Below are 10,548 nucleotides of genomic sequence, written 5' to 3' on the forward strand. Positions count from 1 at the left end.
ATGGGCCTCCACCTCGGCATGGAAGTGCCGAACTGGCCGCCGGACAACATCGAAGAGCTGGCCAAGCGCTTCGAGGATCAGTACTAGGATTGGCAGTGAGGCAGTTGGCAGTAAGGCAGTAGGGACAACGATCCCATCACTCACTGCCCACTGCCTCACTGCCCTACTGCCCACGAACGAGGTGAGGCCAAAGAACCTCCCCGTAATAACCGATAGCGAAAGAGAGATAGACCGATGCGACACAAGAAGCTCGGCCGACGTTTCGGCCGCCAGAGCGCGCACCGCCAGGCCATGTTCTCGAACATGGCGGCCTCGCTCATCAAGCACGAGCAGATCGTCACCACGCTGCCCAAGGCCAAAGACCTGAAGCGCGTGATCGACAAGTACATCACGCTGGCCAAGCGCGGTGATCTCAACTCCCGCCGTCTCGCCGCAGCCCGTCTGCGCGACGAGGACATGGTCAAGAAGCTCTTCGACGTGCTCGCCCCGCGCTACAAGAACCGCGCCGGTGGCTATTCGCGCGTGCTGAAGGCCGGTTTCCGCTACGGCGACAGCGCCCCGCGCGCGGTGATCGAGCTGGTCGATCGCGACACGTCGGTGAAGGGCGCCGAGGACAAGGCCCGCCACGAAGAGCAGAAGGCCGCCGAGGCCAACGCGTAGATCTCGCGGAAGCTTTGAAAAATTCGAAGGCCCCGGCGCATCGCGTCGGGGCCTTTTCATTTTAAGCGATCGCCCGGCTAGGGCAGGTAAGCCTTGATCTCGCGGCCGTCGATCTCCCAGTTCACGCGCCCGCCGCGCTTGAACGGGCCTTCCTCGGCACGGATCTCGACGGTCACGTTGCCGGCCGTGGAGGGATCGAGGCTGGCGCGCCCGATGGTGATGGTCGAGATCGTAAAGGGCGTGAGCTTGAGGCGCTCGGCGGTTGCTTCCTGCAGCTTGCGCATTTGCGCCGCGTCGAGCGCTTTGAAATCCGCGACCGAGAAGCGCGGGTTCTGCGCCGCGAACGGCGACACGGTCCCAAACCGCTTGATCCCGTTCTCGTCGAGAAGAAAGTCGCCCAGCTCCTTCGGGTTCTGCGGATCCAACGCCGCGATGCTGATATGCGCGTCGTGGATGACGAGCTCCGCGATGGCGCCCTCGCCGCCGAACGACGCCTCGATCTGCTTGAGAAGTCCCGGCCATGCGGCGGGATCGCGCGCATCGAACGGCTTGCGCCGGCTCTCGGGCAGCGTATGGCCCAAGGGCTCGCCCTTCACATCGAAGCGCGCAACGCCCTCCTCGCCGCCCTGCTTCAGCGTGATCTGCCACTCGACCTGCGGCAGGCCGGCCTGATCGCCGGGCTTCGTCACCTCGAGATCGTCAAGCGCTGCGTCCGCCATCCCGAGTACGTCTCTCGCCTTGCGCACCAGCCCATCCGCAAGCGACCAGTCGACGTCCCCGATGCCGAAGACAGGCTCAGCCCCGAAGTACGCACTGGTATCGAGAGTGCCCGAGCCGCGCTCGAGCCCGTTGAAGCTCCAATTGAAGGTCTGGCGCTGCTTGGTGCTGCCGAACGTCGGTTTTTGCTGAAGGTTGCTCTCAAAGCCCATGCCGCGCGAGGTAATGCGAACCTCGACCAGAACCGGCTCGGTGCCGACGCCCTCCGCGAAGGCGCGCGCCGCCTCTGGCAGCAGGTCGAGTGACGTGAGGAGATTGAACGTCCGGCCGCGGTTCGTGTAAGTGAGATCCAATCCCGCGAAGCGGCCTTTGGCATCCCCAAATACGCGCGCCTCCTCGCGCACGCTCCGGACGTGTGCCGTCCAGCGCACGTCGCCGCTCGATGTTTTGGGAAGCAGGAAGAGCTGGCGCTGGATCGTCATCCGGTAGACGCTTGCAGCATCCTCGAGCGCGGCGCGTGTCACTGCCTCCTTGGCGAAGTCTTGCGCGGCCGAGAAATCAACCGCCTTGACGTCGAACAGGTTGGCCTCGAGATCGGGGTTGGCGAGGGTGATCGATACCGGTTCGGGGCCGCTGACCTCCTCCCAGTTGAGCTTGCTGAAGTTCTGCATTGAGAGCGTCCAGCGGTTCACATGCTGCGGCATGGTCGGATCCTGCGCCTCGATGGCGACCTCGGTTTCACCGATGTCGACGGAGACGATGCGCGTAAACCCACCCTTCGCGCTGAGCTTCTCCACCGCGCGCGCGATTGCGCCTCTCTCGTCGAGGTACGTCGTCGGCGGCCCCCAACGCCATGCCGTGAGAAAGGTCATGCATCCAATGAGCAGAGCCACCCTCGGCAATGCGGCAATGAGCCTTGATGTCGAATGCATGGGGAACCTCGCTATGCGTCCGTTAAACGCCACGGCGCGCCGACCTTGAAGGTTGCACGCAGAAGCCCGTCCGACGATTCCTAAATTTTGGGCTCAGAGCGCACTCCTGAGCGAGAACGACCGATGCCGATAGACCACGTCGGAGACTTTCCACGCGGCGCCAGTCTTGGTCATCAGGAAGTCGATGACACGCGCCTCTCCCATGTTTTTGAAAGTCGCCCGCCCGGTGGCGGACGCGTCCGTGCTTTCGGTGACGGCCAGTTCGAGATCGCTGATCTTGCAGTCCTGTCCGTCGACCAGAATGTCGAAGTCGAGATCGCCCGCCTCCATGGCCTTCTCGAACGGCTTTGCGAGATCCGGCGCGAAATAGGTCTTGGCAATGGCGTAAATGTCGTACGCGGCGCCTTGCCCGTCCCCGCCGCACATCGCATCGACCTGCCCGTAGATCTCGTCCAGCACGATCTGAGGGTCGCTGCCTCCCGCACGGGCCTGAGGGGCAAAGGCGCCGAGGATGGACGGCAGCAAAAGCACTGCGATGAAAGCCAGAAGAGCGCGTCGGGTCATGGCGGGATACTCCAGGAAAGAAGGCGGGGTTCAGCTAACGGTAGCGTCGGAGAGGATCGCCTGCAGCCGCGGATCCTCGACCGCGAAGAATGCGGCCTCGATCCGCCGATCGACCTCGGCGCGCATGAGAAAGGCGCCGATCTTGTCGGCCGCTTCCTTGTGCTCGTCGAGATAGGCCGAGTGCCAGCACGTACGGGTCTGTGTCGAAAGAACGTCCTCGCGCAGCGCCGCCATGTGGATTGTTGCCGCCGGATCCGCCGCCGCATCCCAGGCCGCGAGCGCGCGACCGATATCGCCGTCGGCCGTCACGATCATCGTCAGCACGTCGCCCAGATCGAATTCGAGCCGCCAGCCCACGGGCCAGTGCACGAGGTCGAGCTTCGACAGGCTTGCGACCAGAAACGCATCGAAAAAGCGGTCGATGATCTGTTCTTCTTGCGCCGGCCATTTCTCGCGCCATTTGGCGTAGCCGAGTCGCCTCAGGCAGATGTCGATCCCCATGTGGTCGGGCGGATCGTAGTCTGCGATCAACTCGAAATAGCGCGGCAGGAAATAGCGCATCTCGCGGGCGATCGGCCCATCGTCCCAGCCGTGCGCCGAGTTCGTATATTCCGCGAGCAGGCCGGACGGGATCTCGCGCAGCGGGGTCTTGACGAGCTCCAGCTCGGTCTCTTCCGTCATGCAGACGTTGCAGTGGCAGACCGACAGCGTCGGCGCGGCGGGCCTGTAGACCCCGAACACGCCGTAAGCCTCCTCGACGATGCTTCTGAGTTCCGGCGACATCTCCGTTGCCCGTCACGACCGCTCTATTCCGCAGTGTGGTGGTGCCGGAGCGGGCAAGGCAAGGCTGTAACGTGCGGAACACCGCCGGCAAGATCGCGCGAAAATCCCGTCAGACGGCCTTGCGCACCTCGAACACATCCATGATCCGGGCACCCCGGTGCGGGCCGTCGACCACGAACGTCCACTTCCCCTCCGTGAACGTGTCGCACATCTTCACGCCTTTGATGAGAATCCAGTGCCCTTCCTTGCCCTTGTGGATGGCCAGGATGTAGTGCGCCCATGCGTTGCGCGGCTTCTGCATCCAGGTCCACACGGTCGGGCGCTTCTTGCGCTCGAGGTGCATGAAGGTCTCTTTGAGCACCATCTCGTAGCCGTAGACCGCGAGCGCACCTTCCACCTCGTCGGCGTAGGTGCCCTTGACGCGATGGCGCAGGTCCGGCGGCAGATTCCGGTATGCATTCACGGCCATCTCCACCTTGCTGATGGGATAGCCGGTGATGGCGGAAAGCACGTAGGGCCCGCAGAACGCCACGCGCCCGGTGTCGTTGCGGGCGTCGTTGAGCGACGAGGTGGTCTGTGGTGGGAAGTTGTCGAAATCGGACATGGGATGTCGGCGAGGCGGACGTCAAATAGCGATGCTTAAGAAAGGGTTGAAGCAAGAAGATTTACGAATGGTTAATTATGCTTGAGGAGGCCGTCAGCGCACTGCATAGTTAGGCAGCTCCGCGTTTTTCGTGTAGGGCGCCTCATGTTCAAAAATCATTGCCGTCTCCTCTGCACGTCGAACCAAATTCTCCTAGCCCTAGCCGCATGGACCGCAGCTTCAGCGCTATCGAGCGTTGAAGCTAAAGCTGCCCGATACAACGATATCGTTCATGGCTGGTGCGGAGCTGCCGCGAAGTTGGATGCCAAGCCGAAGGACGGCGGCGAGGCGATGTCCTCCGACGCCATATGGAAACGCTATGAAGAGGTCATAGCCAAGTTTCGGGCCGGCGAGTCCGACTCGGCCTTCGCGCTTGCGCGGAAGCTGTTGGCGGACGTCAGGGACGAAGATCTGGAGCGTGTCACCATCACCAAGACATTCAGCGGCACCGACGAGAGATCGTTCTCGCTGCTCCGGGAGTTGTGGGCGTTGCGCATAGCTGGCGAGGCTCGCGGCAAGCGCAAGGTTTCCGCTTTGGCCTATTCCTGCCAGATGCTGAAGGTCCTGGAAGATGCCGAACGTGATGTCTCGGACAAGTATCACCTGAATTTCCACGTGGAGGTCATCGCAGAAACGCTGGCTGAAGCGGAGTATCTGGAAGAAGCGGAGATCCTGTATCGATACGCCTTGTTCCTGTTGAACAAGTCTGAGGAGACCCGCTGTTTCACGGTCTTCATAGGCAGGCGGCTCTGCGACGGCCTGATACGGAGCCTGATCCGCCAGAACAAGGCACAGGAGGCCGCAAAGCACCTTCGATCGTGGCTCACTGCGGTCGGCAATGATGTCGGGATGCGGCATCAAGACTATGCGGTTGCCGTCAAGACGGCTCTCGACATCGCGGAAGAGAACGAAACGGCGGGCGATGACGGCCTGAGCGCTGTTCTAGAGGCAGCCCCCGAGTTCGTCACGCAGGAGCAAAGTCGAGGGGGCGACTCCTTTGTCGGCCCAGGGCTTGTCACAGCTCGCCTGTTTCTCGCAGCCTATACCATCGGCACGGAGCATTTCAAAAAGCGTGGTCGTCCGGAAGAAGCAAAAGCTGCAGCCGTGAACGGCGCTGCTCTCGCGCGCCACGTCGCCATCGCCATGACGAGGGAGGGCCAAGCTGCCGACCAGGAAACAGCGGAGTTGCTACAATCCGTCGTCTCTCTGGGATTGAAACTGCACACATTGGCCGGGCAGCCGCTCAACGCCATGCTGTTTCAGGAATGGGTGCAGAGGCCAATGCTCTTCGACGTCTTCAAGGACGGCTTACGCAGGGAGCAGGCCGAAGATAGAGCGACCGACGCCGGATGGGTCTATTTCAAAGGCGGGTTCACGGACTTCGAGGAGGAGATCGCCAAGCTTCCGAAGCCGCCGGCGGAGATCACCGACGAGACGACAACGCTCGTCGAGCGGGTTGTCCAGGCTTTCGAAAAAGCGCAAGGCCCCTATCACTGGCAGGCCATCGCGAGCGTGGTCACGCTGGCGAAATACCATGCATGGCGCGGAGATCGTGCTGCCGCGATTTCAGCTGCCGAAACCGCAACCGACCGCATCCGCAAGATGATGGTCCTCGATCTCTTCGGTCGAGAGACATGGCAGACGCACCTCACGCGCTGGAGAGACTTCCTGGGTTGGTATGAGGATCTTCTGGCGCAAGATGACGGCAGGAGCCCCGAAGACATCGAGCGCTACGTGGCTGTCAGCCAATTGCTCAATCAGACGCGAACGACGTGGGCCGTCGCCGCCATGGCCTCTCGCTTGGCGTCCGGCATGGACCCCCTGTCGGAGCCCCTCCGCGCACACCAGGCGCTGCTCGATCGCCTGGTTGTTCTCGAGGATTGCGTCATGACCGAGAAGACGTGCAGTGACGGAAATGATGCCGACCCCGCCATCGGCATGAAAGACATCAACCGCATGCACGCAGTGATGGAGGAGCTTGACACATCGGCAAAGAGGCTTGGGAGCATCAATCCTGAATTCGCCGCGTTGGCATCTCCATCGCCGATAACCATCTCGGAGCTGCAGCGGAAGTCGCTCGGCAACGACGAGGTGCTCTATGTCTTGGACTGGAGCGACGATCGGGTAAGAGCTTGGGCGGTCACGGCTTCGTCAGCCGAGATTCACACCATAGCCAGCGGCGGCGGCGTAAAGGAGCTGGCAGAGACTGTCGAAGCGTTGCGGTGTGGTCTGGACGCAGCATCTTGGGGCGGAGCGGGCGAAAAGCTGTGCCAGGCGCGACTTAGCGCCACTTTCACGAGCGAGGATGCGATCGCAAAGAAGCCCCTCCCGTTCGACTATGCCCGCGCCGCCGGTCTATACAAGAAGCTGTTTGGCAAATTCGAGGAACTGCTGAAAAAGCCAGATGGCTCGCGGTCGATCCTCTTCGTCCCCGCCGGACCTCTGCAGCAATTGCCGCTGCATGTTTTGCTGACCGAGCCGTCCACGCCGAACGGCGCCTTGCAATGGCTCGCGCGTCGCCATGCGGTTTCGGTTTTGCCGTCGGTGGCATCTCTCAAAGCGATGCGCAAGGAGAATGACGGTGCGAGCGTCGAGAAAAAGCCTTACGTCGCCTTTGCCAATCCGCTTCTGACCGGGTCGCCCAAGCGCAAAAAAGACGCGACACGCGCGTTGCTGGCGGCGTCCAAAAGCGATTGCGCCAAAGTCGCGGCGCACCAAGAATTGGACAAACTCGCGGACCTTCTGCCGGGCTTTTCGCCGACCAATCTAGGCGGGCAAGCAGACGTCGCCGCCTTGAGTCCCGTACCGCACACCGCCGACCTTGCATGCGGAGTCGCGCACGGACTGGGTGTCGGGGAAGAGGATGTCTACCTCGCCGCGCGTGCAACGGAGAGCAATGTAAAGTCGCTGAGCAAATCCGGTGATCTCGCGTCCTACGCCGTCGTCAATTTTGCAACCCACGGCGCGATCGCCGGCGAGTTGTCGGAGGGCACCGAGCCCGGCTTGGTTCTGACGCCGCCGAAAGCCCGAACGGAACTCGACGACGGATACCTCACGGCATCCGAAGTGGTGAGCCTGAGAATGGATGCAGACTGGGTCGTGCTGTCGGCTTGCAACACCGCAGCGCCTGAGGCGGCCGACGCAGAAGCGCTTTCGGGCCTGGCGCGCGCATTCTTTTACGCGGGTGCCCGTTCACTGCTCGTTTCGCATTGGGCGGTGCGGGAGGATGCGGCAGCGCACCTCATACCACACGCGATCCGCGTGGCGTCCGAGAAAAGCCGCCCCGGACGTGCGGAAGCCATACGCCAAGCCATGCTATCATTGATCGACGGCGGGGACGCCGAGAAATCGCACCCGGCTTATTGGGCGCCATTCGTTTTGGTGGGCAAAGGTGCGGCTGAGCAGTGAGGGCGGCGTGACCCTGTCCGGTCAGCGCTCGGCGGGCGACAGCACTTTCGCGAGGTTGCCGCGGTGGATCTCCTCGTAAGGCTCGAAGTACGTGATCCACCCTGTGTCGATCGGCCCTCGGATCAGCTCGCGGAGCGGCAGCTCGCGCAACTCGGGCTCGGTCCTGCAGCGGATCAGCGCACGAACGTATTGCTGCATGGCGCGGTTGAAGCCGCGCGTGTAGCCGCCGGCCGCGATGATGTCCGGATCGCCGTGGTTCGGCAGGATGCGGGCCGGCGCCAAGGCATCGAGACGGGCGAGGTCGGCAAGGTGGACCTCCAGGTTGTCCGGCTCCACGACGTAGGTGACCGTATCCTCCATCGTATCGCCGGCGAAGAGCAGGCGCTCGCTCGGCCACCAGATCACCGCTGCGTCGTCGCTGTGGATGTTGGCCTCGATGAGTTCGAGCTGGATGCCCCCGACATCGAGCGCGAGCGAGCCCGAAAACGTGCGCGTCGGCATGACGAGCGGCGCGATGGCCGGCGGCCCGTCATGCGTCCCGGCCTCGATATCCGCTTGATGACGGCGAAGGTGGTCCGCCGTGCGCTGGGTGGCGATGATCTCGCAATCGGCAAAGGCTTCGTTCCCGGCGATGTGGTCGAGATGCCAGTGGCTGAGCACCACCGTGAAGGACGTTACGCCCTCGCGCGAGAGGATGTCCCGGATGGCCTTTGCATGCGGAACCGAGACGTGCGTATCGTAGATGAGCGCCGCGTGCTCGCTGACGATGGCATAGCTCGCAATTCCGAGCGAAAGTGCGCCCTCGTCGACCCAGTTCTGCCCTTCCGCAAAGTGGTATCCCGGCACGCGCCCGTCGTAGAAGGCATAGACGGCCGGATGCGGCTTGAGCACGCGCAGATGCTTGGTCAGGTCGGTCAATGAACACCTAGCTCCAGCGCCGGTTGCTCCACATCCACTGCTCGGGGGATTCCCGCACCCAGGCCTCGAACTGCTTCTGCATCTCGACCATGATCCAGCGTACGTCGGCGCCGATGTTCTGCGTCCGGGGCACGCGCAATTCCTTGATCTCGATCTCGAACCGCGAGGACGTGCCGACCCGCTTGCAGCAGCTCATCCAGATGCGGCTGCCCACTCGCCGCCCGATCATGGCGCCGATGGCTTGCGTCTTGGCATCCTGCCCGAAGAAGGGCACTGGCAGCCCCGTGCGGTCGTAAAGATCGCAGACGAGGCCGAGCCGCCCGCCGCGGCGGACGAAGTCGGTGAGGATGCGCGCCGTCTTCTGGTCGTCGCCGTGTTCGCCCTCGACCTTTCCACGGCCGAACAGTCCGCCCGGATAGAGGTTACGCCGCTGCCACCTCAGATAGCCGTCGATGTAGGGGTTGTTGACCGATCGATAGACGGCGGCCGGATTGGTGCGCGCCACGACGAACGGCCAGATGGAAAGCTCCCAGTTGCCCATGTGCAGCGAGACGCCGATGGCCGGCCCGAGCTTGTCCTTGTAGCGCCCGAACAGCCGGTCCGAGACGATGCGAATACGCCCCGGATCCTCGATCAGTCGGTCGATCTGCATCGTCTCGGCCATGACGCGGCCCAGGTTCTCCCAATGCGCCATGCAGATCCTGAGCCGCTCCTGCTCGGATTTCTCGGGGAACGCGATGGCGAGATTGGCGAGCGCCCGATTGTGGCGCTTGGGATTGATGCGCGGCGCCAGAACCCGCCAGGCCTTGGCGGAGACGGCGGTCGCGGTCTCGAGAGGCAGCAGCCGCACCGTCCCGACGATGGCGCGCAGGAGCACATACTCCAGGCGGAACTGCAGGTCGCGGGCGAAGCTGATTTTCTGTGGTGTCATTAAGCTGCTGTGGGGCCGATCGCGGATGCTCTATGATCGGATGCCAACAAGCGCGCGACGCGTCAAGCTGCGGAATCGCGGAGGCCTGTCCGGGCCCGTTCCGCGAGCAGCCGCGCCCCGTCGGGCTTGAGGAGATCTGGCAGATCGCCGGATGGCCCAAGGCCCTCGCGGATGGCGAGGCGGCGCAGCGGGCCGAGCGCCTGCAGCGCCAGCAGTCCAAGCCCGCGCGCGAGGTGCACCGGCAAGAAGCCCGAGATGAGCGAACGGTTGAGCACATCGACGGTCGCCGTGCGCGAAAGGATATCGACGCGGCGCCGGGCGCTGTAGGCATCCAGCGTCGTCTGCGCCCCCGGATCGCCCCCGGCGGCCATCGCATCCGCCACGCAGTCGGCCAGCGTCGCCGCATCGCGCAGCCCGAGATTGAGCCCCTGCGCGCCGATAGGCGGAATGACATGCCCCGCTTCGCCGATCAGGGCCACGCGGGCGCGGCCGAACACCTCCGCCGTGAGCCCGGACAGTGGAAACATGGCCCGCGGGATGATGTCGCCCACCGGGCCAAGCAACCCTTGCAGCCGCGCCTCGAGGGCGGCCTTGAACGCCCCGTCGTCGAGGGCCGACAACCGTCGCGCCTCGTCGGGGCGCTCCACCCAAACCAGACTTGAGCGGTCTCCCGGCAACGGGACGGTCGTGAAAGGGCCGGCTGGGCGGTGGAACTCGGTCGAGACCCCGCCGTGCGGCCGTGTGTGGTGGAACGAAGTCACGACGGCCGCCTGCTCATACTGCCAGGCGCGGGTGGCGATACCGGCGGCAGCACGGCAGATCGAGTTGCGCCCGTCGGCGCCTGCAACGAGCGACGCTTCGAAAGTCTCCCCTTCGCGGCTGGTCAGTGTGGCACTGTCGGGCTCGAGCCGGACGTCGGTGACGCCGGCAGTCTCATACAGCCGAACCCGGCTCCCTGGCGCGGCGGCAGCGGCGAGGAGGCCCGCCACGAG

Annotated in this window: 9 protein-coding genes; 2 read left to right on the plus strand and 7 right to left on the minus strand. The window is 63.7% G+C overall.

What is annotated here, in order from left to right:
• Nucleotides 1–234: 234 nt before the first annotated feature.
• Nucleotides 235–660, plus strand: a complete 426-nt coding sequence (gene rplQ / locus QZV93_RS11260) for a 50S ribosomal protein L17 (protein WP_295558502.1) — start codon at nucleotides 235–237, stop codon at nucleotides 658–660.
• A 77-nt stretch (nucleotides 661–737) separates the two neighbouring features.
• Here rplQ and QZV93_RS11265 read toward each other — a convergent pair whose 3' ends face one another.
• From QZV93_RS11265 to QZV93_RS11280, 4 genes are all read right to left on the minus strand, one after another.
• Entirely contained in the window at nucleotides 738–2,309 is a 1,572-nt protein-coding gene (locus QZV93_RS11265) for a hypothetical protein (RefSeq protein ID WP_295558505.1), read from the minus strand.
• Between the two features lie 93 nt (nucleotides 2,310–2,402).
• Nucleotides 2,403–2,873: a hypothetical protein gene (locus QZV93_RS11270; RefSeq protein WP_295558508.1), complete on the minus strand. Its 471-nt coding sequence runs from the start codon at nucleotides 2,871–2,873 to the stop codon at nucleotides 2,403–2,405.
• A gap of 30 nt (nucleotides 2,874–2,903) precedes the next feature.
• Nucleotides 2,904–3,656, minus strand: coding sequence for a hypothetical protein (locus QZV93_RS11275; protein ID WP_295558510.1), 753 nt, complete (start codon nucleotides 3,654–3,656; stop codon nucleotides 2,904–2,906).
• A gap of 109 nt (nucleotides 3,657–3,765) precedes the next feature.
• A complete protein-coding gene (locus QZV93_RS11280; RefSeq protein ID WP_295558512.1) occupies nucleotides 3,766–4,260 on the minus strand; it encodes a hypothetical protein in 495 nt (164 codons plus the stop codon).
• A 297-nt stretch (nucleotides 4,261–4,557) separates the two neighbouring features.
• On the opposite strand from QZV93_RS11280, the gene QZV93_RS11285 reads away from it, so the two are divergent.
• The gene (locus QZV93_RS11285) at nucleotides 4,558–7,707 is read left to right on the plus strand and encodes a CHAT domain-containing protein (RefSeq protein ID WP_295558513.1); all 3,150 of its coding nucleotides are present in this window, start codon (nucleotides 4,558–4,560) and stop codon (nucleotides 7,705–7,707) included.
• Between the two features lie 21 nt (nucleotides 7,708–7,728).
• Here QZV93_RS11285 and QZV93_RS11290 read toward each other — a convergent pair whose 3' ends face one another.
• The 3 genes from QZV93_RS11290 to QZV93_RS11300 form a co-directional block, all read right to left on the minus strand.
• A complete protein-coding gene (locus tag QZV93_RS11290) occupies nucleotides 7,729–8,625 on the minus strand; it encodes an MBL fold metallo-hydrolase (protein ID WP_295558515.1) in 897 nt (298 codons plus the stop codon).
• 7 nt (nucleotides 8,626–8,632) lie between these two features.
• Nucleotides 8,633–9,556: a lipid A biosynthesis acyltransferase gene (locus QZV93_RS11295; protein ID WP_295558517.1), complete on the minus strand. Its 924-nt coding sequence runs from the start codon at nucleotides 9,554–9,556 to the stop codon at nucleotides 8,633–8,635.
• A 62-nt stretch (nucleotides 9,557–9,618) separates the two neighbouring features.
• Nucleotides 9,619–10,548: FAD-dependent monooxygenase (locus tag QZV93_RS11300; protein ID WP_295558519.1), on the minus strand; the 930-nt coding region annotated here is incomplete at its 5' end.

Source organism: uncultured Hyphomicrobium sp. (genome assembly GCF_902826555.1).
In the GTDB taxonomy this organism is placed as follows: domain Bacteria; phylum Pseudomonadota; class Alphaproteobacteria; order Rhizobiales; family Hyphomicrobiaceae; genus Hyphomicrobium_C.

Bases quoted from the DNA above. Each gene is read 5' to 3' on its own strand.
- rplQ (WP_295558502.1), top strand. From the start codon at position 235: ATGCGACACAAGAAGCTCGGCCGACGTTTCGGCCGCCAGAGCGCGCAC.
- QZV93_RS11265 (WP_295558505.1), bottom strand. From the start codon at position 2,309: ATGCATTCGACATCAAGGCTCATTGCCGCATTGCCGAGGGTGGCTCTG.
- QZV93_RS11270 (WP_295558508.1), bottom strand. From the start codon at position 2,873: ATGACCCGACGCGCTCTTCTGGCTTTCATCGCAGTGCTTTTGCTGCCG.
- QZV93_RS11275 (WP_295558510.1), bottom strand. From the start codon at position 3,656: ATGTCGCCGGAACTCAGAAGCATCGTCGAGGAGGCTTACGGCGTGTTC.
- QZV93_RS11280 (WP_295558512.1), bottom strand. From the start codon at position 4,260: ATGTCCGATTTCGACAACTTCCCACCACAGACCACCTCGTCGCTCAAC.
- QZV93_RS11295 (WP_295558517.1), bottom strand. From the start codon at position 9,556: ATGACACCACAGAAAATCAGCTTCGCCCGCGACCTGCAGTTCCGCCTG.